18 protein-coding genes are annotated in these 23,801 nt (G+C 68.6%); 9 read left to right on the top strand and 9 right to left on the bottom strand.

The genetic code is table 11. The annotated features are described in order from the left end of the window. Window positions 1–199: 199 nt before the first annotated feature. The 4 genes from ACFYXF_RS07105 to ACFYXF_RS07090 all read left to right on the top strand — a co-directional run bounded on the left by ACFYXF_RS07105 (window position 200) and on the right by ACFYXF_RS07090 (window position 5,317). Entirely contained in the window at window positions 200–1,216 is a 1,017-nt protein-coding gene (locus ACFYXF_RS07105) for an ABC transporter permease (protein WP_389348566.1), read from the top strand. A 103-nt stretch (window positions 1,217–1,319) separates the two neighbouring features. Continuing rightward, on the top strand, window positions 1,320–3,104 hold the full coding sequence (locus tag ACFYXF_RS07100) for an ABC transporter substrate-binding protein (RefSeq protein ID WP_389348565.1): 1,785 nt from the start codon (window positions 1,320–1,322) through the stop codon (window positions 3,102–3,104). Between the two features lie 172 nt (window positions 3,105–3,276). Next, window positions 3,277–4,260, top strand: coding sequence for an ABC transporter permease (locus ACFYXF_RS07095; protein ID WP_389348564.1), 984 nt, complete (start codon window positions 3,277–3,279; stop codon window positions 4,258–4,260). 19 nt (window positions 4,261–4,279) lie between these two features. Beyond that, complete coding sequence (locus ACFYXF_RS07090; protein WP_389348998.1) at window positions 4,280–5,317, top strand: ABC transporter ATP-binding protein; 1,038 nt, start codon at window positions 4,280–4,282, stop codon at window positions 5,315–5,317. Between the two features lie 15 nt (window positions 5,318–5,332). Here the strand turns inward: ACFYXF_RS07090 and ACFYXF_RS07085 are convergent, their stop codons facing one another. The 8 genes from ACFYXF_RS07085 to ACFYXF_RS07050 form a co-directional block, all read right to left on the bottom strand. Next, entirely contained in the window at window positions 5,333–5,710 is a 378-nt protein-coding gene (locus ACFYXF_RS07085; protein WP_389348563.1) for a VOC family protein, read from the bottom strand. A gap of 719 nt (window positions 5,711–6,429) precedes the next feature. Next, window positions 6,430–7,551 (bottom strand): ABC transporter ATP-binding protein, encoded by a 1,122-nt coding sequence (locus ACFYXF_RS07080; protein WP_389348562.1) that lies wholly within the window; start codon window positions 7,549–7,551, stop codon window positions 6,430–6,432. A gap of 13 nt (window positions 7,552–7,564) precedes the next feature. Beyond that, window positions 7,565–8,626, bottom strand: coding sequence for an ABC transporter ATP-binding protein (locus ACFYXF_RS07075; protein WP_389348561.1), 1,062 nt, complete (start codon window positions 8,624–8,626; stop codon window positions 7,565–7,567). Between the two features lie 16 nt (window positions 8,627–8,642). Next, a complete protein-coding gene (locus tag ACFYXF_RS07070; protein WP_389348560.1) occupies window positions 8,643–9,620 on the bottom strand; it encodes an ABC transporter permease in 978 nt (325 codons plus the stop codon). A 111-nt stretch (window positions 9,621–9,731) separates the two neighbouring features. After that, window positions 9,732–11,525: an ABC transporter substrate-binding protein gene (locus tag ACFYXF_RS07065; protein WP_389348559.1), complete on the bottom strand. Its 1,794-nt coding sequence runs from the start codon at window positions 11,523–11,525 to the stop codon at window positions 9,732–9,734. Window positions 11,526–11,625: 100 nt separating this feature from the next. Further along, entirely contained in the window at window positions 11,626–12,675 is a 1,050-nt protein-coding gene (locus tag ACFYXF_RS07060) for an ABC transporter permease (protein ID WP_389348558.1), read from the bottom strand. A 397-nt stretch (window positions 12,676–13,072) separates the two neighbouring features. Then, window positions 13,073–14,980: a translational GTPase TypA gene (gene typA / locus ACFYXF_RS07055; protein ID WP_389348557.1), complete on the bottom strand. Its 1,908-nt coding sequence runs from the start codon at window positions 14,978–14,980 to the stop codon at window positions 13,073–13,075. Between the two features lie 147 nt (window positions 14,981–15,127). After that, the gene (locus ACFYXF_RS07050) at window positions 15,128–17,368 is read right to left on the bottom strand and encodes an ABC transporter family substrate-binding protein (protein ID WP_389348556.1); all 2,241 of its coding nucleotides are present in this window, start codon (window positions 17,366–17,368) and stop codon (window positions 15,128–15,130) included. 286 nt (window positions 17,369–17,654) lie between these two features. Between ACFYXF_RS07050 and ACFYXF_RS07045 the strand changes: the two genes are divergently transcribed. From ACFYXF_RS07045 to ACFYXF_RS07030, 4 genes are read left to right on the top strand one after another with little or no spacing between them, the layout of a single operon-like run. Beyond that, window positions 17,655–17,945: a hypothetical protein gene (locus ACFYXF_RS07045; RefSeq protein WP_369034935.1), complete on the top strand. Its 291-nt coding sequence runs from the start codon at window positions 17,655–17,657 to the stop codon at window positions 17,943–17,945. A 20-nt stretch (window positions 17,946–17,965) separates the two neighbouring features. Then, entirely contained in the window at window positions 17,966–18,787 is an 822-nt protein-coding gene (locus ACFYXF_RS07040) for a hypothetical protein (RefSeq protein WP_389348555.1), read from the top strand. Further along, the gene (locus tag ACFYXF_RS07035) at window positions 18,787–20,727 is read left to right on the top strand and encodes a fumarate reductase/succinate dehydrogenase flavoprotein subunit (protein ID WP_389348554.1); all 1,941 of its coding nucleotides are present in this window, start codon (window positions 18,787–18,789) and stop codon (window positions 20,725–20,727) included. The genes ACFYXF_RS07040 and ACFYXF_RS07035 overlap by 1 nt, the downstream gene beginning before the upstream one ends. Next, on the top strand, window positions 20,724–21,503 hold the full coding sequence (locus ACFYXF_RS07030) for a succinate dehydrogenase/fumarate reductase iron-sulfur subunit (protein ID WP_389348553.1): 780 nt from the start codon (window positions 20,724–20,726) through the stop codon (window positions 21,501–21,503). The genes ACFYXF_RS07035 and ACFYXF_RS07030 overlap by 4 nt, the downstream gene beginning before the upstream one ends. Window positions 21,504–21,524: 21 nt before the next feature. Here the strand turns inward: ACFYXF_RS07030 and ACFYXF_RS07025 are convergent, their stop codons facing one another. After that, window positions 21,525–21,830: a hypothetical protein gene (locus ACFYXF_RS07025; RefSeq protein WP_389348552.1), complete on the bottom strand. Its 306-nt coding sequence runs from the start codon at window positions 21,828–21,830 to the stop codon at window positions 21,525–21,527. A gap of 116 nt (window positions 21,831–21,946) precedes the next feature. On the opposite strand from ACFYXF_RS07025, the gene ACFYXF_RS07020 reads away from it, so the two are divergent. After that, entirely contained in the window at window positions 21,947–23,491 is a 1,545-nt protein-coding gene (locus ACFYXF_RS07020; RefSeq protein WP_389348551.1) for a hypothetical protein, read from the top strand. Window positions 23,492–23,801 lie beyond the last annotated feature (310 nt).

The following is a 23,801-nucleotide window of genomic DNA, read 5'->3' as shown; positions in this document are numbered from 1 at the left end:
AATATCGGCGCACAGCACCCATAACGCACGCCTGGGCGACCCGTACGGGTCTCCCTCCCGCTTTGGTCATGGCCGTCCAAAGCCGAACCAAGTGCTGGCCCTGCCCTGGGTCAAAGGGCAAAAGTCCAGATCAAAGGCGTCAACAAAACATTGACGGCGACTGAACCGGCGCAGAAAAGTCCCCAATGTGACCTCGTCTATGCCTTCCGCCACCACACCCCGGGTGGCGGCCGATTCCGGTGCCGTACCGCCGACGCCCACCGCGCCGGCCCGTGGCGGCACCGGCCGCTCGCCGGGGCGGATCGCCTGGCTGCGCTTCCGCCGCGACCGGACCGGACTCGTCTCGGCCGTCGTGGTCGTGCTGTTCTTCGTCGCGGGCATCGCCGCCCCGCTGATCTCCAAGGTCTACGGCAAGGACCCGTACACGACGTACGGCCAGAACGGCACCGGGCTGCTCAACGAGTTCGGTTTCCCGATCAGACCCAACGGCGGCATCAGCGGCGACTTCTGGTTCGGCGTCGAGCCCCAGCTCGGCCGGGACGTCTTCACCCTGCTGCTGTACGGCATCCGCAACTCGCTGCTCATCGCCACGGTGACGACCGTGCTGGTCACCCTGCTCGGCATCGTCGTCGGCATCACGGCCGGCTACATGGGCGGGCGGATCGACGGCTTCGTCGGCCGGGTCATCGACATCCTGCTGGCGTTCCCCTCCACACTGTTCTTCATCGCCTTCTGGCCGGTGATGATCTCGATCTTCGTGTCACCGGAGGAGAACACCCCGACCTGGCTGACCGTCGTCAGTCTGATCTCCGTGATGACCGCGTTCGGCTGGGCGCCCATCGCCCGGCTGCTGCGCGGTGAGGTGCTCGCCCTGCGCGAGCGGGAGTTCGTGGAGTCCGCCAAGGTCACCGGGGCCTCCCCGTCCCGGATCATCTTCAAGGAACTGCTGCCCAACCTGTGGACCCCGGTCCTCATCCAGGCGACCCTCGCGCTGCCCATGTACGTCACCACCGAGGCGGCGCTCGCCTTCCTCGGGGTCGGGCTCAGCGACCCCACACCCGACTGGGGCGTGATGATCCAGCGCGGGGCGCAGGTCTACCAGAACGACATCACGTACATGCTCTTCCCCGGTCTGTCGATGGTGATCTTCGTGATCGCCTTCAACCTCCTCGGCGACTCGGTGCGCGACGCACTGGACCCGAAGACGAGGCGCTGAGCTCCGGCGCCGTCCCTCCCCCGCACCGCCCCGCACCGGCCCCGCACAAAAATCCGGAAACCCCGGGAAACACCCCTTCTCCCTGATTCAGGCAGGACACCCCATGTCTCTCTCCCGCAGAAACTTCGTCATCGCCACCTCGGTAGCCGCCGGCGGCTCCATGGTCCTGTCCGCGTGCAGCAGCGGCGGGGGAGGCGGTGGCGGTACGTCGGGGGGCGGCGCGGCCGGGACGAACAAGTACTCGTCGGTCACCATCGGCACCAAGGAGGACTCCACGGGGCCCGCGCCGGAGATCCCCGGCGCGAAGAAGGGCGGCACGATCCGGCCGATCGGCCCGCAGGACTTCTCGCACCTCGACCCGCAGCGCATCTACTACTCGTGGAACTCCGAGGTCGGCAACCTCTACATCCGCTGTCTGACCGGCTACCGCATCGACGGCGGCGCGATGAAGCTCGTCGGCGACCTCGCCACCGACACCGGCACCATGGCGGACGGCGGCAAGACCTGGACCTTCACCCTGAAGGACGGGCTGAAGTGGGAGGACGGCAGCGAGCTGACCGTCGAGGACGTACGGCACGGCATCGAGCGCGGCTTCGCCAGCTTCACCACCGAGGGCGCCACCTACCTCCAGGCCGCGCTGACCGGCAGCAACGACTTCCGCTCGGTCTACAAGGGCCCGTACGACGGCAAGCACCTCGACTCGGTCGTCACGGACACCGCGAAGAAGACGATCACCTTCCACCTCAAGACGGCCCGCCCGGACCTCAACTGGACGCTGGCGATGCAGTCGTACGGAGCGGTGTCCGCGAAGCACGACACCAAGGAGAAGTACGACAAGGACCCGTTCTCCTGCGGGCCCTACCGGCTCTCCCAGCACTCCGTCGACAAGTCTCTGACGATGGTCCGCAACACCCACTGGGACCCGGCGACCGACCCGATCCGCAACGCCTACCCGGACTCGTTCGCCTTCGAGTTCGGCCCCGAGGCACTCCAGACCACCGACCGGCTGATCGCGGACTCCGGGACCGACCAGTACGCGGTGATGGCGTACAGCGGGGTGCCGGCCGAGCGCATCCAGAAGGTGCTGACGACGCCCGCGCTGAAGAGCCGTACCGTCGACGGACTGCTCACCGGCCTGTACTACTACGCCATCAACTGCAAGCGGATCCCCGACCTGAAGGTCCGTCAGGCGCTCAACTACGCCTGGCCGTTGCAGCAGATCCGGACCATCTACGGCGGCCCGTCCGCAGGCGACTACGCGACCACGATCCTCGGCCCCGACATGGCCGGCCGGGTGAAGTTCGACATCTACGGCAAGCTGGCCAAGCCGCAGGGCGACACCGCGAAGGCCAAGGCGCTGCTCAAGGAGGCCGGCAAGCTCGGCCAGAAGATCGTCTACACCTACCCGCAGGGCGGCAACGACGCCTACGAGAAGACGAAGGTCGTCATCGCCAACGCCCTCAAGGAGGCGGGCTTCGACCCGGTCGTGAAGCCGGTCGAGTCGACCAGCTACTACGACCAGGTCCAGCAGATCGACAACTCCTTCGACGTGATGTGGTTCGGCTGGTCCCCGGACTGGCCCACCGGCTACACCATGCTCCAGCCGCTCTTCGACGGCCGGACGATCGCCAACGGGGCGAACAACGTCTCGCAGCTGAAGGTGAGTTGGGTAGACGCGGCGATCGACAAGGCCGCGGCGCTGACCGACCAGACGAAGGCGAACGCGGCGTGGGCGGCGCTGGACAAGGAGCTGATGGAGAAGGAGGCGCCGATCATTCCGGAGACCTATCAGCGGCGGTTCTATCTGTACGGGACCAAGGTTGGCGGGGCGGAGTACGACCCGCTGAACTCGTCGTTCGTGCTTTACAAGTTGTTCGCGAAGTCGTAGGTCGTTCGTCGTTCGCTGCGGGCCGGTGGGGGCTGGTCGCGCAGTTCCCCGCGCCCCTTAGGGGCGGCCCCTAGCGGGGCGCCCCTCCCCGCCCCGCACACCCGACCACCCCGGCACCAGCCCCACCCACCAGGGGCCGGTGTCGGGGTTTCCGCCAGGGAAACCGATCGCCATGTTCCGCTTCATACTCCGCCGGACGTTCAGTGCGCTGATGATTCTTCTCGTCATCAGTGCGATCACCTTCGTCCTCTTCTACGTCGCTCCGCGCGACCCGGCCCGCAGCGCGTGCGGCAAGCTCTGTACGCCGGAGACGCTCGCGCTCGTCCGGCGCAACCTGGGCATCGACGATCCGCTGCCGGTGCAGTACTGGCACTGGCTCGCGGGCGTGTTCGTGGGCCGTGACTACGCCGGCCTCGGGCACTGTGCGGCGCCCTGCCTCGGCTACTCCTTCACCAACCACGAGCCGGTCCTCGGCCTCATCACGAACCGCTTCCCCACCACCCTGTCCCTCGCCCTCGGCAGCTCGGTGGTGTTCGTGGTCCTCGGTGTCGGTACGGGCATGCTGGCGGCGGTGAAGCAGGGCCGGGCCCTCGACAAGATCGCGTCGTCGATCTCGCTGGTCGGCTCGTCGCTGCAGATCTACATCGTCGGCGTGGTCGCCATGTACTACCTCTCCGACCAGTGGGGCATCCTCCCCCGCCCCCAGGACAGCGTCGGCTTCACCCAGGACCCGGCGGCCTGGTTCAAGGGCCTGCTGCTGCCCTGGTTCGTCCTCGCGATCATCTTCACCGCCAACTACACCCGGATGACCCGCTCCCAGCTCGTGGAGACCCTCGCCGAGGACTACGTCCGTACGGCCTGCGCCAAGGGCCTGTCCCGCCGTACGGTGTTCTTCCGGTTCGCCTGGCGGGGTGCGATGGGCCCGATCGTCACGATCCTGGGCCTCGACATCGGCTATCTGCTCGGCGGCGCGATCATCACGGAGGAGACCTTCGGCCTGCACGGCATCGGCGCCCTGTCCATCAAGGCGGTGCGCGACAACGACCTGCCGCTGCTGCTGGGGGTGGTCCTGGTCGCCGCCGCCGCCATCGTCGTCGCGAACATCGTGGTGGACGCGGTGTACGCGCTGATCGACCCGCGGATCAGGCTGGCATAGAGGGGACCTGGTGACCTCCATGGCCGAGTCGGCTGCCGGCCCCTTCCTCTCCGTACGGGATCTGCGCGTCCACTTCGCCACCGACGACGCTGTCGTACGGGCGGTCGACGGGCTCTCCTTCGACGTCGAGCGGGGCCGGACCCTGGGCATCGTCGGCGAGTCCGGCTCGGGCAAGTCGGTGACGAACCTGGCGATCCTGGGCCTGCACGACCGTGCGCGCACGACGCTGGCCGGGGAGATCGTGCTGGACGGCAAGGAGTTGCTGACGGCGCGGGAACGGGAGCTGGAGCGGCTCCGGGGCAGCAAGATGGCGATGATCTTCCAGGACGCGCTGGCGTCCCTGTCGCCGTACCACACGGTGGGCAGGCAGATCGCGGAGACGTACGCGAAGCACACGGGCGCGTCCAGGAGGGAGTCCAAGGCGCGGGCGGTGGAGATGCTGAGGCGGGTGGGCATACCCCAGCCGGTGCTCCGCGCGGACGACTATCCCCATCAGTTCTCCGGGGGTATGCGCCAACGCGTGATGATCGCCATGGCGTTGGTGTGCGACCCGGAACTCCTGATCGCCGACGAACCGACGACGGCCCTGGACGTCACGGTCCAGGCCCAGATCATGGACCTGCTGGGGGACCTTCAGCAGGAGTTCGGCACGTCGATCGTCTTCATCACGCACGACCTGGGCGTCATCTCCCGTATGGCGGACGACATCCTGGTGATGTACGCGGGCCGGGCGGTGGAACGCGGCACCCGGCGCGAGGTGCTGCGGTCGCCCCAACACCCGTACACCTGGGGCCTGCTGGGCTCGATGCCCACCCTGAGCGCCCCGGTGGACGTGCCACTGTCCCCGATCCCGGGGACGCCCCCGTCGCTCCTGGACCCGCCCCCGGGCTGCCGCTTCGAGCCACGTTGCGCGTTCCGGGAGCAGGTGCCGGCGGGGCGCTGTGCGAGTCGGCGCCCCGATCTGCCCCGTACCGCCGGGCATGGCGCGGCCTGTCATCTGACGTCGGCGCAGCGCGTGGAGTACCACGCCGACTACGTCACCGCGGAGTCGGGCTGATGTGGCTGATGTTGATCAGCCCAACTCGCCGCGCTCCACGCAGAATTCGTTGCCCTCGGGGTCGGCCATGAGGGCCCAGCCGCCGCCGTCGGGCCTGCGGTGGTCCGCGACGAGCCGGGCACCGAGGGAGATCGCGCGTTCGACCTCCTCGTCCCTGGTGCGGCCGTGGGGCTGTACGTCGAGGTGGACGCGGTTCTTGGCGGTCTTGCCCTCCGGGACCCGCACGAAGAGCAGCCTGGGGCCGCCGGCCGGGTCGGCGATCAGGGCCTCGGGGTCGCCGGGTTTGTCGTCGTCGGCGAGGGGGCGGCCGAGCAGCCGGCTCCAGAACAGGCCTAGGTCGTAGGGGTCGTTGGTGCAGTCGAAGGTGATGCTGTGGATCGTGGAGAAGGACAAGCCGACCTCCGGGCCTTGTGAGGGACGTCGCGTGTGAGCGTCCCGGACGCGGGGGCGGAAGTCGAGCGAATATGCGGGCTGAGGGGGCGAGGTTCGGGGTTCGACCGCTGAGTGCTGGCTGACGGCCGGTGGGGGCTGGTCGCGCAGTTCCTCGCGCCCCTGGGAGACCCCCTCCCGGCGTGCCTGAGGCGCCGGCGTCGGGGGCGGGGGCGGGGTACGGCGGTTCGATGTCGGCTGCCGGCCGGTGGGGGCTGGTCGCGCAGTTCCCCGCGCCCCTAAAGCCCGGGCCGGTGGGGGCTTGTTGCGCAGTTCCCCGTGCCCCTGAAAACCCGGCCCGGTGGGGGCTTGTTGCGCAGTTCCCCGTGCCCCTAGAAGCTACAAGCAGGCCCGCCTAGCCCTGGCTGCGGGCATGCGTGCCGCTAGGGGCGGCACGGGTGGGCGCAGGCGGCACCCCGTTGGCGCCGGGCTGCGCGAACCCCCTTGGACAGCGCGCCCTCGCGCCCCTGGGAGGGCGCCGCCCTGTGTCTCCCCCAAAGGCGCCTTCCCGTACCCCCGTGAAAGCGCGTTCCCCCCACCCGCGTGAAAGCGTCTCCCCCGCCCCGGAAACGCCTCAGGGGCGCCCCCTGAGGCACCCTCCCCTGGGCAGGCCTCCGGGGTGCCCCTCAGGCGCCCTCCGCCAGGGGCGGGAGCCCACTGGCCCCGCGCCCCCGTCTCGCCAACTACTTGCCCGCCGTGTCCTCCGCCTCAAGCGCCTTCAGGGCCGGGTCCAGGACCACGTCCGCGTCGCGGGCCTCTGTTGTCGGGTCCTCCGGGAAGTGGCAGGCCGTCAGGTGGTTCTCGCGGTTGCCGGAGATCTGGACCAGCGGGGGCTCCTCGCTCGCGCACTTGTCCTGCGCCTTCCAGCAGCGGGTGCGGAAGCGGCAGCCGGACGGCGGATGGATCGGCGACGGGACGTCACCGGCGAGGCGGATGCGCTCGCGGGCCTCCGTCTCGTCGTCCATCGCCACCTCGGGGACGGCGGAGAGGAGGGCGTGCGTGTACGGGTGACGCGGGCGGTTGTAGATCGAGTCCCGGTCGCCGACCTCGACGATCTTGCCGAGGTACATCACCGCGACGCGCTGCGAGAAGTGCCGGACGATCGCCAGGTCGTGGGCGATGAACAGGAACGCGATGCCCATCTCCTCCTGGACCTTCTTGAGGAGGTTCACCACCTGGGCCTGGATGGACACGTCGAGCGCGGAGACCGGCTCGTCCGCCACGATCAGCTTCGGCTGGAGGGCGAGCGCGCGGGCCACCCCGATGCGCTGACGCTGACCGCCGGAGAACTCGTGCGGGAAGCGGTTGTAGTGCTCGGGGTTCAGCCCGACCAGCTCCAGCAGCTCCCGGACCTTCTTCTCCCGACCGCCCGTCGGCTCGATCCCGTTGACCTCCATCGGCGACTTGATGATCGTACCGACGGTCTGGCGCGGGTTCAGGGAGCTGTACGGGTCCTGGAAGATCATCTGGATCTCGGAGCGGACCGGCGCCAGCTGCTTGCGCGAGGCGTGCGTGATGTCCTGGCCCGAGTACGTGATCTTGCCGCCGGTGGGCTCCAGGAGCCGGGTGATGAGCCGGCCCGCGGTCGACTTGCCGCAGCCGGACTCGCCCACCATGCCGACGCTCTCGGCGACGCCGATGGTCAGATCGATGCCGTCGACCGCCTGCACGGCGCCGACTTTTCGTTTGATCGGGAAGCCGCCGTAGATCGGAAAGTGCTTCGTGAGGCCCTCGACCTTGAGCAGTTCCTCGGTCGACGTACCGGTGGAACCCTGCTGTGCGGGGAGGGTGAGATTGTCGCTCATGTCGCGGTGCTCCCTAGCGCAGCCGGGGCTGGATCTTGTCGATGAAGATGGTCTGCTTCTGCTCCGCCGACAGATGGCACGCGGAGGCGCGCCCGTCCGCCAGCGACGGCCGTACGTCGGTGCAGAGGCTGCCCGAGACCTCGCCGGTGAAGGCGCAGCGCGGGTGGAAGGGGCAGCCCGAGGGCGGGTTGAGCAGCGAGGGCGGCGAGCCGGGGATCGGCGTCAGCGCCTCGTCGATGTCACCGTCCAGGCGGGGCATGGAGCTGAGCAGGCCCCAGGCGTACGGGTGCTGCGGCGTGCGCAGGACCTCCTTGACGGTGCCGCGCTCCACGGCCCGGCCGGCGTACATCACCAGCAGGTCGTCGGCCATGTTCGAGATGACGCCGAGGTCGTGCGTGATGAAGATGATCGCGGAGCCGAACTCCTGCTGGAGGTCCTTGAGCAGGTCCAGGATCTGGGCCTGCACCGTCACATCCAGCGCGGTGGTGGGCTCGTCGGCGATCAGCAGGTCGGGGTCGCACATCAGCGCCATGGCGATCATCGCGCGCTGGCGCATACCGCCGGAGAACTGGTGGGGGTAGTCGTCAAAGCGCGTCTTGGGCTGCGGGATGCCGACCTTCTCCAGCATCTGTACGGCCCGGTCCTTGGCCTCCTTCTTGGAGGCGCCCCGGTGCTTCATGAACGGCTCGGACAGCTGGCGGCCCACCGTGTAGTACGGGGAGAGCGCGGTCAGCGGGTCCTGGAAGATCATCGCCATCTTGTTGCCGCGGAGCTGCTCCAGCTCCTTCTCCGTGGCGGTGACGAGTTCCTTGCCGTCGAGGACGATCTCGCCGTCGACGGTGGTGCTCCTCGGGTTGTGCAGACCGAGGATCGTCAGGTTCGTGACGGACTTGCCCGATCCGGACTCGCCCACGATGCCCAGGGTCTTGCCGCGCTCGACGTCGAAGGAGAGCCCGTCGACCGCCTTGACGATGCCGTCCTCGGTGGAGAACTGCACCTTGAGATCGCGGACCGAGAGGAAGCTGTCCGGACCGGTCGGGGCCGGTGCGCCCTCGGGCTTGGTCAGTGTGGTCACGGTGGTTCGTTTCTTCCTAGGAGAGCCGGACGCGCGGGTCGATGTAGGCGTACACGATGTCGGTAAGAATGTTCAGGATCAGGATGAAAAAGGCCCCGAACAACATGACGCCCATCGTCAGCGGGAGGTCCTTTTGGCTCGCGCCGTCCACCGCGAGGCGGCCGATTCCCTGAAGGGAGAAGGTCAGTTCGGTGACGACACCGCCGCCGAGCAGTGCGCTGATGTCGATACCGAGCACGGTGACGATCGGGATCAGCGAACCGCGCCAGGCGTAGCGGAAGAAGACGTACTTCTGTGACATGCCCTTGGCGCGTGCGGTGCGGACGTGTTCCTCGGCGAGCTGCTCGATCATCGAGGCGCGCGCCATACGTGTGTACTGCGCGGTGAAGATGGTGGCCATGACGACCATCGGGATGGACAGTCCGACGAGCCAGCCGACCGGGTCGTCGGTGAACGGCACGTACTTCGGGTCTTCCATCCAGCCGGTCTGGTAGACGAGGACCGTCAGCGCGATCGGGCCGAGGAAGTAGATCTGGAACGAGCTGAGCACCATGGACGAACCGGTGGCGACCTTGTCGACCAGTGAGCCGCGCTTGTAGGCGGAGATCATGCCGGCGCCGATGCCCACGACCAGGAAGACGACCAGCGCGCCGACCGTCAGCGACAGGGTCAGCGGGAAGCGGTCCTTGATGAGGTTCCAGACCATGTCGTTGTAGTAGAACGACTGGCCGAGGCAGGGTGCACTGCAGTGGCCCTCCGGGAAGTCACGGCCCATCACGATGCCGGACATGAAGTCCCAGAACTGCTGCGCGATGGGCAGGTTGAGGCCGAGGGCCTGGCGGATGTCTTCGAGTCTCGCGGGCGAGCAGTCCTTGCCACAGGCCAGTGAGGCGTAGTCGGAGGGCGCGGCGACGAACAGGAAGAACGTGGCGGCGCCGATCAGGAACAGAGTGACGACGGCACCGACCGTGCGCCGGAGGATGAACTGAAACATGGCGGGGGGCTGCTCTCTGCGGAGACGTGCGGAGTCGGGATGGGACCGGGTTCACGGAACCGCGGGGGTGCGCTCCGCCTGGTGCGCACCCCCGCGATCAGCCGTAGCGAGTTACGACGTCAGGAACAGTCGGGTGATGTCGATGTAGCTCGACTCGGTGCTGTAGCGGGCACCGCCGATGTTCGAACCGTAGAGCTGGAACTGCTTGGTGTACCAGAGCGGAGCGGCCGGGTTGACCTTCTCCAGGATGTAGTGCTGCGCTTCCCTCCAGGTCACGGCAGCCTCGGTCGGCTCCTGGGTCAGGGCCTTCTTGATGAGCTCCTGGACCTTCGGGTCGTTGATGTGCGAGTAGTTCGAGGAACCGTCCGCGACCTGGTCACCGTCGTAGATGGGCGTGATGACGGTGCCCGGCGACGGCCAGTCCTGGCCCCAGCCCGTGATGTACATGTCGTACGGGTTCTTGACCTTGCCGATCTGCTCGTAGTAGCTCGCGGAGTCGATCTCCTTGGCGACCACGTCGATGCCGATCTTGGTCAGCGCGTCCTCGATGGCGACCTTGCGCTTCTGACCGGCCTCGCTGTTGGAGTAGGCGAAGACGAGCTTCTTCTCGGCGGCCGGAACGTCCTTGAGGAGTTCCTTGGCCTTCGCGATGTTGCCCGCCGGCGTCTTCAGACGGCCGTAGGGGTCGTACGCGGCCTCGTAGCCCGGCAGGGTCGGGGCGAAGAGGTTCGCGGCCGCGTCGCCACCGTAGGCGCCACCCTCACCGGCGATGAGGGACTTGGAGTTGACGCCGTAGGTGATCGCGTCGCGGACGGCCTTGTTCTTCACCCGGTCCAGGTTGAACGTCAGCGTCATGACGTAGGGCTGGTAGCCCTTGATCGTGCGCTTGTTCACCGCGGGGTCACTGATGACCTTCTGGATCTGGGTCGCCTCGATGCCACCAGTGAGCTGGATGGCGTTCTTGGAGTCACCCTGGTCGGCGATCAGACGGCTCGTCTGGGTCGACTCGGTGACACCGAAGTCGAAGTTGAAGCCGTCCACGTACTGGTGACGCACCGAGTCGGTCTTCGGGTCCCAGTTCTCGTTCTTGACGAGCTTCATGGACTTGCCGACCTTGTACTCGGCGATCTTGTACGGGCCGGTCGAGACCGGGGCCGTGTCGTACTTCGCCTTGGTGTCGGTCTTCTCCGGAACGACGGAGTAGCCCGGCATGGCGAGCGTCTGCGGAAGGTCCGGACGCGCCGTGTCGAAGTGGAAGACGACCGTCTTGGCGTCCGGGGTGTCCAGGACCGTGGACGGCAGGTGCTTGGAACCGAAGCCGCCGTCCGGCAGCGCCTTGCGGTAGTCCGCGCCGCTCAGCCAGTTCTGCAGGTAGGTCGGGCCGTCGAAGATGAACTCGGCGTACTGGCGCTCGATGGTGTGACGGATGTCGGCGGACGTGATGGCGTTGCCATTCTGGTCCTTGATGCCGTCCTTGAGCGTGTACGTCCAGGTCTTGCCGCCGTCCGAGGACTTGCCGGAGTCGGTCGCGAGGTCTCCGACGACGGAGACTCCGCCCTTGCCGTCCTCCTCGAAGTTGGTCAGACCGCGGTAGAGCAGGTTGGCGACCTGGCCGGCGTCCGAGACGTAGATCTGGCCCGGGTCCAGGTGGGTCAGGCCCGACTCCTGGTAGACCTGGATGGTGCCGCCGCTCTTCGCGCCGGCCACCTCCTCGGCGGGGCCGGTCGACGCGGCGGCGTCGCCGTAGACAACCGGCTTCGACTGCTCGGCGGCCTCCGCCTGGTCCTTCTTGGAGTCCTTGCCGGAGCTGCCGCCCTTGTTCTCGGAGCAACCGGTGAGAGCAAGGGAGCCGGCCGCGATGGCGACCACGATGGCCCGCGTTCTGCGCGAGTTGAGCGACTTCATGTGGTGAATGCACCTACCTGTCAGTTGATATCCATGAGTACTGCCTGACGTGACCGGCAGGCCACGCGGGGGCGGCAGTCACCCCCCACCAATGGACGGTTCAGCGCCCGGACTTGGGGTCGAACGCATCCCGTACGGAGTCTCCGAGGAGGTTGAAGCACAGGATGAAGATCACGAGTGCCAAGCCCGGGAAGAACATGAACGCCGGGTCCTGCTCGGCGTAATTGGACGCGGCGGCGAAGAGGCGCCCCCAGTCGGGGGTGGGCTCGACGAAGCCGACACCCGCGAAGGAGAGGAACGCGATGGTGAGAATGGTGCTGGGCAGCTGGAACGTGAACTGCACCAGGATCGGGGAGACGACGTTCGGCAGGATCTCCTTGCGGACGATCCGCCAGGGCGAGGCACCCGAGACCTTCGCGGCCTCCACGAACTCCCGCTCACGCAGCGACAGCACCGTGGAGCGGATCAGCCGGGCCATACCCATCCAGCCGAGCACCCAGAGCACGATCAGGATGGCCAGCGCGCGGAAGTACGTGGGGGTCTCCTCCCGCGGGTCGACGAAGAACGAGGTGACCACCGGCATGAACGCGATGAAGAAGAGCTGCGTGGGGAACGAGAGGAAGAAGTCGGTGACCCGGCCGACCCAGTAGTCGGTCCTGCCGCCGGCGTAGCCGCCGATCAGACCGATGAGGACGCCGGTGAACATCACCAGCACGGTCACACCCACCGCCATGAACAGCGAGGTGCGCATGCCGTACATCAGCATGGCGAACAGGTCACGGCCCAACTGCGGCTCCACACCGAACCAGTGGTCCCCCGAGACACCGCCGAAGTAGCCGAGCGGCAGCCCGAAGTCGTCCAGGACCGGATTGGCTTCCGCGTACGTGGGGTCCTGGCCGTACAGCGTGTAGGGGTTGGTCCCGCTGAGCTTGGTGAGCAGCGGAGCCGCGAGCGCGATGACGAAGTAGAAAATCACTACGCAGGCGCAGATGACACCGGTACGGTCACGCTTGAAGCGCTGCCACATCAACTGGCCGGGAGAACGGCCCTCAAGGCTCTTCTCGCCCTTGGCGGGCTCGGGGTTCGTGTCGAGCTCGGGGTCCAAGGCGATCGAGGGCCCGGAGCCTTCAGCCTTGGCTGGACTGGTCATGTGTGTTCTTCCCCCGGGGGGTTGGAGAGTTGAGCGCAGCACAGATACCGGCGGGTTCTGTGGTTTGGGGGAACTTTCGCCAAGTAAGTCAACGCGCGTCAAGGCCGGAAGGCATAGGGATCTCCCTACCGTCGATATTTTGAGCAAAAATTGCAAAGATTGACACCTGCGCGCGCTTGACACGTCGAACAGTAAATCCACCAAACGGACATACTGGGATCGTTTTCTGTTTACATGTCCGAAACTTGATCGTTGGTTCACCGGTATCCGAACAGCGTTCCACAGCCCACGGACAGAGATGTCGGCAGGGGGCCGAAACTGTTTCCGACCCGGTATATGCGGACACGCCGAAGGCCCGGTCCCCACCAGGTGGGGGCCGGGTCCTCGTGACGTCGGATCAGCCGTGCTTGGCGCGGCTCGCGGAGCGGGCGCGCTCGCGGGCGTCCAGGTTCACCTTGCGGATGCGAACCGCCTCCGGGGTGACCTCGACACACTCGTCGTCGCGGCAGAACTCCAGGGACTGCTCCAGGGAGAGCTTGCGCGGCGGGACGATCGCCTCGAACGAGTCGGCCGAGGACGACCGCATGTTGGTGAGCTTCTTCTCCTTGGTGATGTTCACGTCCATGTCGTCGGAGCGCGAGTTCTCGCCGACGATCATGCCCTCGTACACCTCGGTGCCGGGGTCGGTGAACAGCACACCGCGCTCCTGGAGGTTCGTCATCGCGAACGCGGTGACGGCGCCGGCCCGGTCGGCCACCAGCGAACCGTTGTTACGGGTCGCCAGCACACCGAACCAGGGCTCGTGGCCCTCGTGGATGGAGTGCGCGATACCGGTGCCGCGCGTGCCGGTCAGGAACTCCGTACGGAAGCCGATGAGCCCGCGCGAGGGCACGACGAACTCCATGCGGACCCAACCGGAGCCGTGGTTGGACATGTTGTCCATCCGGCCCTTGCGGACGCCCATGAGCTGTGTGACGGCGCCCATGTGCTCCTCGGGCACGTCGATCGTCATGCGCTCGACGGGCTCGTGGACCTTGCCGTCGATCTCCTGGGTGACCACCTGCGGCTTGCCGATGGTCAGCTCGAAGCCCTCACGGCGCATCTGCTCGACCAGGATGGCGAGCGCCAGCTCACCACGGCCCTGGACCTCCCAGGCGTCGGGACGCTCGGTGTCGAGGACACGGAGGCTGACGTTACCGATCAGCTCGCGGTCGAGACGGTCCTTGACCTGACGGGCGGTGACCTTGCGGTCCTTGACCACGGCCTTGTTCTCGGCACCCTTGCCGGTGCCGCCGCGGCCGACCATCGGCGAGGTGTTCGTACCGATGGTCATGGAGATCGCCGGCTCGTCGACCGTGATGAGCGGCAGCGCGATCGGGTTCTCGGGGTCGGCGAGAGTCTCGCCGATCATGATGTCCGCGATACCGGCGACGGCACAGATGTCACCGGGGCCCGCCATCTCGGCCGGCTTGCGGGTGAGCGCCTCGGTCATCAGCAGCTCGGTGATGCGCACGCTGGACATGGACCCGTCGCGCTTGATCCACGTGACGGTCTGGCCCTTGCGCAGCTCGCCCTGCTCGACGCGGAGCAGCGCGATACGGCCGAGGAAGTTGTCCGCGTCCAGGTTGGTGACGTGCGCCTGGAGCGGGGCCTCCTCGTCGTACGACGGGGCCGGGACGTGCGACAGGATCGTGGAGAAGAACGGCTCCAGGCTGTTGCTGTCGGCCGGGACCGTGCCGTCCTCCGGCTTGGTCAGCGAGGCGACACCGTCACGCGCACACGCGTAGACGATGGGGAACTCGATCTGCTCCTCGTCCGCGTCCAGGTCCAGGAAGAGGTCGTAGGTCTCGTTGACGACCTCGTCGATCCGGGAGTCCGGGCGGTCGGTCTTGTTGATGCACAGGATGACCGGCAGACGCTGCTGGAGCGCCTTGCGCAGCACGAAACGGGTCTGCGGCAACGGCCCCTCGGAGGCGTCGACGAGCAGAACGACGGCGTCCACCATCGACAGACCGCGCTCGACCTCGCCGCCGAAGTCGGCGTGGCCCGGGGTGTCGATGATGTTGATGGTGATGACGTCCCCCCCGTCCTTCGGGTGGTACTTCACCGCCGTGTTCTTGGCGAGGATCGTGATGCCCTTCTCACGTTCCAGGTCGTTCGAGTCCATCATGCGGTCGTCGAGCGACTCGGCGGCGTGCGCGGCGAAGGCACCGGCCTGCTTCAGCATGGCGTCGACCAGTGTCGTCTTCCCGTGGTCGACGTGGGCGACGATGGCGACGTTGCGGATGTCGTGGCGCGTGGCCATATTGCGGCGTACTCCCGGCTTGAGTGGATGGCCTGCGCGTACGTCTGTGTTACGCGGACCCTGCCGGGCTGAACATGCCACGGCCTTACCCCATGGTACGGGCCCGGGAGCGCGGGGGCTCGCCGGGCCGTCCGGGTGAGGCGACCGTCACGATCGGGGCGAGGCCTTGCCGCCCGGCGTGACGCCCTTCTTCAGGAAGCCCATGTCCTCGTAGACCGGCGTCTGGAAGCCGAAGGCGCCCAGGTTGGCGGCGTTCTTCCGCACGGCCAGGAGCTGGGGCCGCTGGAAGAGCGGAATGGATCCGCCCGCCGCCCAGATCCGGGCGTCGGCCTTGCGGACCAGCGAGGCCGACTTGCCCTCGTCGAGGGTGGCGATGGCCTGGTCGAAGAGCTGGTCGACCCGGTCGGTGCCGACGCGGGTGTAGTTCTGCTCGACGTTGAGCGAGCCGTCGGCGGCGGGTACCGGCTTGGCGTAGATGGGCCGCGCGTCGGTGGCGGGGAAGGCGGACGCGGGCCACGAGTACAGGGCCAGGTCGTACTGCCCGGAGGCGATGTGGTCCTTGAAGTAGCTGTCGTCGGACACCTTGGTGACGGCGGTACGGATGCCGACCCGGTCCAGCATCCGCGCGATCCGGTCGCCCACGGCCCGCAGCGTGGCGGAGCCGGGCCCCGAGGGCAGCACGAACCGCAGGGTCAGCGGCTTGCCGTCCTTCGCGAGCGCCCCGGCGGCGGCCCCGGCGGGAGCGGGCGTGCCCTTGGGCGCGTAGGCACCGGCGGGCGCACCGCCCTGGTCCGGGTGCTTGTGGAGTGACTGCTTGCCGTCCTGGGCGAGGTTCTTCGTCCCCTGGTAGTCGCGGGGGTCCTGATGATCCTCGCGGACGGGCTCGCCGTACGGCTTGTCGTCGTCGCCGACGATGTAGTTCCCGTCCTCGTCACCGCCGCTGCTCTTGGCGGCCTTCGGGGAGGCGGTGGGCGAGGCGGCCTGCTTGCCCTCGCCCCCGGCGACCTTCTCGCCGTCCTTCTTCTTCGGCTTGCCGAGCGGGCCGCCCTGCACCCAGCCGGCGTCGGCGAGGAGGGCCTCGGCCTCGTCGGTGTCCTGGCCGCCGAGCGCGCCGCTGTTGTCGGCGTAGGCGGCCTGCCCGGAGAGCGCGAGATGACTGCCGACCGGTACGGCGGGCAGCCCCAGCGGCTTGAGTACGAGGCCGGCGAGCGCCTTCCGGTCCAGTGCGCGGGCGACGGCGCGGCGCACCCGCTCGTCGGCGAGGGGGCCGTCGGCGCCGTTGAGGGCGAGCTGGGTGTAGGCGGGTTCGAGGGACTTGCGCACTTCGAACCCGCGCAGCGACTCCTGCTGTTCGGCGTACTTGGCGCTCGCCGCCCGCTCCTTGCTCCGCGCGACGGTCTCCTCCTCGGCGGCCTCCTCGTCGGAGCCGTGCGCGACGGCCCAGGAACGCAGGGCGCGGCCCGGGGTGTCCGCGGCGCCGGGGCCCTGGAGCGGGGTCGACTTGCCGCGTGCGGCGAGCACGATGCGCTCGGCCTCGGCGGGGTCGATCTCGGCGATGTCGACCTTGCCGACGGCGAGCGCCCAGGCGCGCTTGTCGCGCGGTACGGCGTGCAGCACGATGCCGTCGAGCTTGGGGGTACTCCCCCACCAGCGCGGGCTGCGCACGAGGACGACGTCGCCGTCCGCCTTGGCGACCTTCTTGAGGCTGAACGGCCCCGCGGTGACCTTGAGCTTCCGCCTGGCCCCGTCGTTGAAGGAGTCCGGGGTCCCCATGACCTCCTTGGGGTACAGCGGCGAGAAGAGGGACTTCCAGTCGGCGTAGGGACGGCTGAAGGTCACCTTGACCTCGAGATCGTTCGCCCCGCGCTGCACCTTCTCGATGCGGTCGTACCCGGCGTTGCGGGCGGTCCAGTACGCCGAGTTCTTGCCGGACAGGGCACGCCACTGGGCGGCGAAGTCGGCGGCGCCGATCTCCCGGCCGTCGCTCCAGACGGCCTGCTGGTGCAGCTTGTAGAGGACGACCTGGCGGGGCTCGGTGTCGACGACCTTCGCGGACTCCAGGAAGTCGGCGTTGCGCACCGGCCGCCCGTTCGCGTCGAGCCGGAACATCGACGGCAGCACGGCCTGCGCCACCCGGGTGGTCGTCGCGTCGGCGTCCGCCTGGAAGGTGTTGAGGGTCTCCGGTACGGAGTCCACGGCCCAGCGCAGGGTGCCACCGTCGGCGAGCAGGGAGCGGGCGGCGGGGGCGATGTCCTGCCCGGCGAGCGGCTTGCTCGCCTCGTCCTCGTCACCGCCGCACGCGGTGAGCAGGGGCACGGCGAGCACGCCGGCCGTGAGAAAGGCGACCGAGCGCGTGACCGCGCGCAGTCCGACGCCGTGGTGGGACATCTCTGCTTACCTCCGAGGGCCGCGGGCGTTATGATCACTTTTGGCGGTATATGGAGCTGATCGCATGTATCCGGCCACTGAAGAGGAAAGGGTTCGGCAACGGACGGCGACACGGCGACGACAGCCGGGAAGCCCACCCGTGCGGCGCAGCGCACCCAGGGATGCACCCATACGCCTCGGCCAATCGGTGCACATCCCTTCCCACCGACAGGTGTGACGCGCAACACTCGCAGGCGCATGAACGTTGCCGTCCAAGGCCCCCGGCCTACGGAAGTGAGGTCACGTCATGTCCGTGAACGACGAACTGACGTCCATCCAGCGCTGCCTCGACGACCTGTTCCGCTCCATGGGTCGCCTGGAACAGCAGATCGGCAAGGGCGGCCTGGAACTGCGCCGCCTCCGCAGCGACGCCAACCACCTGCGCGAAAGCCTCGCACTGCTCCGCGAGGCCGCTCCCGGGCTCGCACAGCCCCGGCGCCCCGACCTCGTGTCCATCTCCGACACCCCGTACGACAACACCCTCTGGACGGACTCGGACGACGAAGGACTCGGCGCCCACGACCGTCACGCCCCCTGAGAATCCGACCGGAGTTCTCCTTGGCCACCGATACGGAACCCCATCCTCAAGGCGGCGGTGTACGCACCCGTACACGCGCCGCCATCGACGCCCCGCACCTGCGGACCGACCGCTGGTGGCTGGCGCCCGCCGCCACGGCCGCCGGTCTGCTGGCGTTCATCGTGTACTCGACCTGGCGGGCGTTCGCGAACGCCGACTACTACGCGGCCCCGTACGTCTCGCCGTTCTACTCGCCCTGTCTGGCGGACAACTGCGCGCCCATGCGGCACGGCCCCAACGCCGACCTCTTCGGCAGCTGGTGGGGCATCTCCCCCGCGATCATCATCCTGATCTTCCCGCTGGGCTTCCGCCTGACCTGCTACTACTACCGCAAGGCCTACTACCGGGGCTTCTGGGCGAGCCCCCCGGCCTGCGCGGTCGCGGAACCGCACAAGAAGTACACGGGTGAGACCCGCTTCCCGCTGGTCTTCCAGAACATGCACCGGTACTTCTTCTACGCGGCCCTCGTGGTCGCCGGGATCCTCACCTACGACACCGTCCTGGCCTTCCGTGACGAGCACTACAACTGGGGCCACATGGGCCTCGGTTCGCTGGTCTTCCTGCTCAACATCACGCTGATCTGGGCGTACACGCTCTCCTGCCACTCCTGCCGGCACATCGTCGGCGGCAAGCTCAAGCACTTCTCCAAGCATCCCGTGCGCTACCGCGCCTGGCAGTGGGTCGGGAAGCTGAACGCCCGTCATATGCAGCTCGCCTGGGCGTCGTTGGTGAGCGTGGCGCTCGCCGACTTCTACGTGTACCTGGTCGCCTCCGGCGCTTTCGATGATCCGAGGTTCTTCTGATGTCCGTGGTCGACCGGCAGGAATGGGACGTTGTCGTGGTCGGCGCGGGCGGCGCGGGCTTGCGCGCCGCCATCGAGGCACGCGAGCGCGGCGCCCGTACGGCGGTGATCTGCAAGTCCCTCTTCGGCAAGGCGCACACGGTGATGGCCGAGGGCGGGATCGCCGCCGCCATGGCCAACGTGAACAGCCACGACAACTGGCAGGTCCACTTCCGCGACACCATGCGCGGCGGCAAGTTCCTCAACCAGTGGCGGATGGCGGAGCTGCACGCGCAGGAAGCCCCGGACCGGGTCTGGGAGTTGGAGACCTGGGGCGCCCTCTTCGACCGTACGAAGGACGGCCGGATCTCCCAGCGCAACTTCGGCGGCCACGAGTACCCGCGCCTCGCGCACGTCGGCGACCGCACGGGCCTGGAGCTCATCCGCACCCTTCAGCAGAAGATCGTCTCCCTCCAGCAGCAGGACAAGAAGGAGACCGGCGACTACGAGTCCCGGCTGAAGGTCTTCCAGGAGTGCACGGTCACCCGCGTCCTCAAGGACGGCAACCGGGTCTCCGGTGTCTTCGCCTACGAGCGCGAGACCGGCCGTTTCTTCGTCCTCGAAGCCCCTTCCGTCGTCATCGCGACCGGCGGCATCGGCAAGTCCTTCAAGGTGACGTCGAACTCGTGGGAGTACACGGGCGACGGCCACGCGCTGGCACTGCTCGCCGGGGCGCCGCTGCTGAACATGGAGTTCGTGCAGTTCCATCCGACGGGGATGGTCTGGCCGCCGTCGGTCAAGGGCATCCTCGTCACGGAGTCAGTCCGTGGCGACGGTGGTGTGCTGCGCAACTCCGACGGAAAACGCTTCATGTTCGACTACATCCCGGACGTCTTCAAGGAGAAGTACGCCGAGTCGGAGGCCGAGGGCGACCGCTGGTACGAGGACCCCGACAACAACCGCCGGCCCCCCGAACTGCTCCCCCGGGACGAGGTCGCCCGCGCCATCAACTCGGAGGTGAAGGCGGGCCGTGGCACTCCGCACGGCGGAGTGTTCCTGGACGTGTCCACCCGCATGCCCGCCGATGTCATCCGACGCCGACTGCCGTCCATGTACCACCAGTTCAAGGAGCTGGCGGACGTCGACATCACCGCCGAGGCGATGGAGGTCGGGCCCACCTGCCACTACGTCATGGGCGGTATCGCGGTCGAGTCCGACACCGCGGCGGCGCGCAACGTGCAGGGCCTCTTCGCGGCCGGTGAGGTCGCGGGCGGGATGCACGGCTCCAACCGGCTCGGCGGCAACTCCCTCTCCGACCTGCTGGTGTTCGGCCGCCGGGCGGGCCTGCACGCGGCCGAGTACGCCAACACGCTCGCCGCCCGCCCACGCGTGGACGAGCCCCAGATAGACGAGGCGGCGGCCGAGGCCCTGCGCCCCTTCTCCGCGGAGAGCCCGGCCCCCGGCAAGGACGAGGGACGCCCGGCGGAGAACCCGTACACCCTCCACCAGGAGCTCCAGCAGACCATGAACGACCTGGTCGGCATCATCCGCCGCGAGGGCGAGATGGCGCAGGCGCTGGAGAAGCTGGCCGAGCTGCGGGTACGGGCCCACCGGGCCGGTGTCGAGGGCCACCGCCAGTTCAATCCGGGCTGGCATCTCGCCCTCGACCTGCGGAACATGCTGCTGGTCAGCGAATGCGTGGCCCGGGCGGCGCTGGAGCGCACCGAGTCGCGCGGCGGCCACACCCGTGAGGACCATCCGACGATGGACCGCGAGTGGCGCAACGTGAACCTACTGTGCGAACTCGCCGATCCCGCCGCCGGGTTGGCGGCCACGGACCCGGTGAACGGCCTGGTCGTCCTCACCCGCGAGACCACCGAACCCGTCCGCCCCGACCTGCTCGCCCTCTTCGAGAAAGAGGAGCTGGTCAAGTACCTCACCGACGAGGAGCTGTACGAGTGAGCAGCAGTTACGAGGCCCGCTTCAAGGTGTGGCGCGGCGATGTGCAGGGCGGCGGGCTGAAGGACTTCGCGGTCGAGGTGAACGAGGGCGAGGTCGTCCTCGACATCATCCACCGGCTCCAGGCGACCCAGGCCCCCGACCTCGCCGTCCGCTGGAACTGCAAGGCGGGCAAGTGCGGTTCGTGCTCGGCGGAGATCAACGGGCGTCCCCGGCTGCTGTGCATGACCCGGATGTCGGTGTTCAGCCGTGAGGAGACGATCACGGTGACTCCCTTGCGGGCCTTCCCCGTTGTCCGGGATCTCGTCACCGACGTCGGCTTCAACTACGCCAAGGCCCGCGAGGTGCCGTCCTTCGTGCCACCGGACGGACTGGGCCCCGGTGAGTACCGGATGATGCAGGAGGACGTGGACCGGCCGCAGGAGTTCCGCAAGTGCATCGAGTGCTTCCTGTGCCAGGACACCTGCCATGTGGTCCGCGACCACGAGGAGAACAAGCCCGCCTTCGCGGGCCCGCGCTTCCTGATGCGCGTCGCGGAGCTAGACATGCACCCTCTGGACGCGGCGGCGGAGTCCGGCCTGGACCGCAAGAAGACCGCCCAGGACGAGCACGGCCTCGGCTACTGCAACATCACCAAGTGCTGCACCGAGGTGTGCCCGGAGGGCATCCACATCACGGACAACGCGCTGATCCCCTTGAAGGAACGGGCCGTTGACCGCAAATACGACCCGCTGGTGTGGCTGGGTTCGAAGATCAGGAGGCGTTCGGAGAGTTCATGAGTCTCCCGTGGGTCGGGCCGGTCATTTGCCGAGGGGGTGGCGCGAGGCAAGCAGCTGGAACCAGGCGCCCGCGATCATCAGCAGCATGCCGGTGATGAACGCGGCGGAGTCGACGGTCTCCGAGTTGTGGAACACGGTCACCGGCCCGTACGTCATCTGCAGGAGCAGGCCCGCGCTGGAGAGCATCGCTCCGTAGCCCCACATCTCGGGGCGTACGGTACGGCTCCGCAGCCACGGCAGCAGCCAGTAGGTGCGGACCGCCACCGCACCGCACACGAACAGACCGCTCGCCAGCAGTGCGGCCGTCCCCAACACGTACGCGTCCATCCCCGCCCCCTCGAACCTTCGAACACGCCTCCGGAAACCCTACCCATTTCCCCCCTTCCACCACCCCTGCCCCACCCCGGTCGCGGGACCGCGATCACCCCCATACGCTCACAAATGTGACGCCCTCTCTTACCAGGGGCCGGCCACTGCGAGCCGCCTCCCACATACCCGTGCGCCTGGCGCATGCCGCGCTGGGCGGCGCGATCGGGGTGATGTGGCTGGTGCTGCCCGGAGTGACGGCGGACCACGAGCGTCACGAGGCGCCCGTGTCGGCGGTCGGCAGCGCGCGCGGGACCGTGGCCCAGGAGGACGAGACCTCCACGGGCGATCTGGTCCTGCCCCTCGTGGCGGCGGGCACGGCGACCGCGGTGGCCGCGTACGCCTACGCCCGCCGCAGACGCCGGGCCCGGACCCACACCCCCGCGACTCCCGGCGCCGCGCCCGCCCAGGTCCCGCCCCCGGCCCCGGAACTCGACCGGCAGGCCCGCAGATCGCTGGTCACGGCCGACGACTGCGTACGCACCAGCCGTGAGGAACTCGGCTTCGTGGAGGGGCTGTTCGGGGCCGAGGCGGTCGTGCCCTTCACGGAGGCCGTGCGCTACGCCGAGGCCGAGCTGGCGGCTGCCTTCCAGCTGCGCCAGACGTACGACGACAACCCGACGGACGCCTCCCGTGACACCCTCGACGAGATCGTCGCGCGGTGTGTGGACGCGGGCCGGCGCCTGGACGCGGAGGCCGCCGGCTTCGACCAACTGCGCGCCCTGGAACAGGACATGAGCGGCGCCCTGAGACACGCCGAGGTGCGCTTCCGTGAGCTGAACGGCCGTACGGGAGCCGCCGGATCGACCCTGGCCGCCCTGGGTGAGCGATACGCACCCACCGCGTCCTTCTCCGCCTCCGCCCAGGTCGAACAGGCGAAGGACCGGCTGGTGTTCGCCACGACCGGCCTCAACAGGGCCCGCCAGTCGGCCGACCTGGGCGAGACGGACCGGGCGGTATCGCACCTGCGTGCCGCCGAGGGCGCGATCGCCCAGGCCGAGGTGTTCGTGGACGGCGTCGACCGCCTCGCCTCCGCACTGGCCGCCGCCGCACAGGCGCTGCCGGAGGCCCTGGACGAGGCGGAGGCGGCGGTCGTGGAGGCACGGGAGCGGCCGGCGGAGCCCGTCGGCGCCCTGGAGGGCCATGTCCGGCGCGCCGAGGCCACGCTGGCCGCCGTGCGGGAAGAGGCCGCCGCCGGGCCCTACGACCCCCTGGAGGCCCTGCGCAGGGTCGCGGAGGTGACCGCACCCCTGGCGGCGGTCCCCGGCGCCGTCCGCCTCGTCGCGCGCGGTGCCACAGCCGACGCGGACGGCCTGATCGGCACCCACCGGGGCGCGGTGGGCGCCGAGGCCCGCACCCGCCTCGCGGAGGCCCGCCGCCTGCTGGACCGGGCCCCGACGGAGGCCGACACCTTCGCCCACCAGTCCCGAGAACTGGCCGAACGGGACATCCGCGCCCACGGAAACCCGTACGGCGGCCGCCCCGAACACACGAACGGCGTCGCCGGAGCAGTCCTGGGCGGAATCCTCCTCGGCGACCTACCGGACGCAAAGGACGACGCCCTGACAGGCGGCACCCCGGCTTCGTTCGGCGGCCCGGCAACACGGGCAAGGCGGGGCTAGCGCCCCCAAAGGGCCGTGCCCCAAAGGGGCGCGGGGAACTGCGCGACCAGCCACAACGGCCCCACAGCCGCAAGACGACACACCAAGGCAGGACGGCGGGCGCTCACCTAACGGGCACGGCGGGGCTAGCGCCCCCAAAGGGGCGCGGGGAACTGCGCGACCAGTCACGGCGGACCCGCAGCCGCACGACGACACACCAAGGCAGGACAGTGCGCGCTCACCTAACGGGCACGGCGGGGCTAGCGCCCCCAAAGGGGCGCGGGGAACTGCGCGACCAGTCACGGCGGACCCGCAGCCGCACGACGACACA

It is taken from the genome of Streptomyces sp. NPDC002680 (assembly GCF_042889145.1).
In the GTDB taxonomy this organism is placed as follows: Bacteria; Actinomycetota; Actinomycetes; order Streptomycetales; family Streptomycetaceae; genus Streptomyces; species Streptomyces adonidis.
This window is presented reverse-complemented; position numbering and strand designations above follow the sequence as displayed.

What these genes read in the sequence shown, in the direction of transcription:
- ACFYXF_RS07045 (WP_369034935.1), top strand. Translation starts at nt 17,655, where the DNA reads ATGTCCGTGAACGACGAACTGACGTCCATCCAGCGCTGCCTCGACGAC.
- ACFYXF_RS07065 (WP_389348559.1), bottom strand. Translation starts at nt 11,525, where the DNA reads ATGAAGTCGCTCAACTCGCGCAGAACGCGGGCCATCGTGGTCGCCATC.
- ACFYXF_RS07095 (WP_389348564.1), top strand. Translation starts at nt 3,277, where the DNA reads ATGTTCCGCTTCATACTCCGCCGGACGTTCAGTGCGCTGATGATTCTT.
- ACFYXF_RS07035 (WP_389348554.1), top strand. Translation starts at nt 18,787, where the DNA reads ATGTCCGTGGTCGACCGGCAGGAATGGGACGTTGTCGTGGTCGGCGCG.
- ACFYXF_RS07105 (WP_389348566.1), top strand. Translation starts at nt 200, where the DNA reads ATGCCTTCCGCCACCACACCCCGGGTGGCGGCCGATTCCGGTGCCGTA.
- ACFYXF_RS07100 (WP_389348565.1), top strand. Translation starts at nt 1,320, where the DNA reads ATGTCTCTCTCCCGCAGAAACTTCGTCATCGCCACCTCGGTAGCCGCC.
- ACFYXF_RS07080 (WP_389348562.1), bottom strand. Translation starts at nt 7,551, where the DNA reads ATGAGCGACAATCTCACCCTCCCCGCACAGCAGGGTTCCACCGGTACG.
- typA (WP_389348557.1), bottom strand. Translation starts at nt 14,980, where the DNA reads ATGGCCACGCGCCACGACATCCGCAACGTCGCCATCGTCGCCCACGTC.
- ACFYXF_RS07090 (WP_389348998.1), top strand. Translation starts at nt 4,280, where the DNA reads ATGGCCGAGTCGGCTGCCGGCCCCTTCCTCTCCGTACGGGATCTGCGC.
- ACFYXF_RS07060 (WP_389348558.1), bottom strand. Translation starts at nt 12,675, where the DNA reads ATGACCAGTCCAGCCAAGGCTGAAGGCTCCGGGCCCTCGATCGCCTTG.
- ACFYXF_RS07050 (WP_389348556.1), bottom strand. Translation starts at nt 17,368, where the DNA reads ATGTCCCACCACGGCGTCGGACTGCGCGCGGTCACGCGCTCGGTCGCC.
- ACFYXF_RS07070 (WP_389348560.1), bottom strand. Translation starts at nt 9,620, where the DNA reads ATGTTTCAGTTCATCCTCCGGCGCACGGTCGGTGCCGTCGTCACTCTG.
- ACFYXF_RS07025 (WP_389348552.1), bottom strand. Translation starts at nt 21,830, where the DNA reads ATGGACGCGTACGTGTTGGGGACGGCCGCACTGCTGGCGAGCGGTCTG.